Below are 2,071 nucleotides of genomic sequence, written 5' to 3'. Positions count from 1 at the left end.
CGATATTGGTTTATTAGAGAGCAATTATATTTAGATAAACTTCCTCTAAAAGCAAATGACAGCCTGTTAATAAATGGTGCTTTTGTGTATAGATCATCTAAAAAGTTGTACCCAAAATTTGCTAATAAAAAACATCCGGATTTTCACATTTATATGGATACACATATTAAAAGTGATTTTGAGATTGGAGAAAATTTTTATCTCGCCAGTTTTATTTTACAACCAAATGGAAGAATCAGTAACATAGAAATTTTTCATCATGTTAATAAAGCTCAAGATAAAAAGATAAAAAGAGCAATTAAAAACTCAGAAGGTATGTGGGAACTTCCTGTGCTAAATGATAAAAAAGTACCCATTTTACATTTTATAGAAGACAGATTTAACAAAAAGAAAACACAAAACTTATTAGATGTTACGCCTCACACTTTTAGGGAATACAATGATATATACTATGAAAATTTCCATAAAGTTGTATTAAACATACAGCAAGAAAATTATGAAGAAGCACTAAAGTATATAGCAATTTGCGAAAATGTTAATTCTAATAACCCTAACCTTATTTTTCATAAAATTAGATGTTATGAAAAAACAGGAGAAATTCAAAGGGCTATCGAAGCTAAAAAAATTCTAAAAAGCACCAAGCTTGAGTACTTATTACAATAAAATCAATTACCATAAAAAATTAATAAAATGAAAAAATCAGCCTTAATGCTTGTTGTATTAATCACTCATCAATCATATGCCCAAACAAAAACAATTTTTGAGTATGTATGTGATGGCAATATCAAAAAAGTAGACTCACTATTAAAAACCATTGACATTAACACTAAGAGTAAAAATCAATCTAATTTATTACACTTTGCTACATATTGCAATCAAGAAAAACTATTTAATTTTCTTATAGATAAAAACATTAATCTGAACATACAAAACAAATTTGGAGACACACCACTTATGTATGCTGTATTGAGGAGAAATGTAGAAATGACAAATAGACTAATTACCGAGGGCATAGAGATTAACACCGTTAACAAAGATAATTTTACACCTTTATATAATGCGGTACAATCTGACAATAAGGAGTTGGTAGATATACTTATTAAAGCAGGAGCTGATGTAAATCTTGGAGCCTCGTTGCTGCATAAAGCTGTACTTAATAATAGCTTAGAAGTCGTGAAAAAGATTATTAATGATAAAACTAACGTGGATTCTTTAAATGATTATGGCAACACACCTTTAGCCTTGGCAATTCGCGAGGATAACCCAGAAATTGTAGAATACCTAATCATTAAAGGAGCTGATACAAAAAAAGTGCCTAAATACAACCTTAAAGGTTCTTATTTAGGACAAAAGAGACCAGATAGCATACCTTTATTATTTGCAAAGAGCTTCATTTCTACTGAAAATTTTGTACATAGCCCTACTTTTTCTTCTGACGGAAAAGAGATGTATTACACGGTTGAATCATGGCGATATCATGGTGGGACTATATTCGAAACAAAGCAAGAAAATGGTATTTGGACCCAACCAAAGCCAATGGATATTGATGGTAATTATAGAGAAATTGACCCATTTTTATCTTCAGACAACAATACCTTATATTACTGCACAGACAGACCTTTAGTAGCCAATGACTCTACACGTAAAAATTGTGATATGTGGATGCTCAAAAGAGACTACAATAATTGGAGTAATCCAATACATCTTGGCAAGCTTGCAAATAATCCTGAATATCATGATTGGTTTCCAACGCTTTCAAGTGATGGCACATTATTTTATTCTACTGGTCCAAATCATACAAGTAATATTGTAGTATCCCAATTTAAAAATGGTTCATACCAAGAGCCGATAGATTTAGACGAAAATATTAATTCTGATAGTAGAGATTACGATCCTATAATTGCACCAGATAAAAGTTTTATAATTTTTTCTTCTAATAGACCAAATGGCTATGGATCTGTAGATTTATACATAAGTTTTAAAGATGAAAACGATAATTGGGCTAACGCCAAAAACATGGGAGAATTAATAAATACAAAAGATATTGAGTTTGCACCAAGATTATCACCAG

Annotated in this window: 2 protein-coding genes; both read left to right on the top strand. The window is 30.4% G+C overall.

Annotated elements, in window-relative coordinates:
• Positions 1-663, top strand: a 663-nt coding sequence (locus HRU49_RS14590) for a hypothetical protein (protein WP_296358456.1), incomplete at its 5' end; no start/stop codon positions are given.
• A 27-nt stretch (positions 664-690) separates the two neighbouring features.
• On the top strand, positions 691-2,071 hold a 1,381-nt coding region (locus HRU49_RS14585), incomplete at its 3' end, for an ankyrin repeat domain-containing protein (protein ID WP_296358455.1).

Source organism: Winogradskyella sp. (genome assembly GCF_013213975.1).
In the GTDB taxonomy this organism is placed as follows: domain Bacteria; phylum Bacteroidota; class Bacteroidia; order Flavobacteriales; family Flavobacteriaceae; genus Winogradskyella.
Note: the sequence above shows the minus strand (reverse complement) of the source record. Positions and strands in the feature narration are given on the sequence as shown.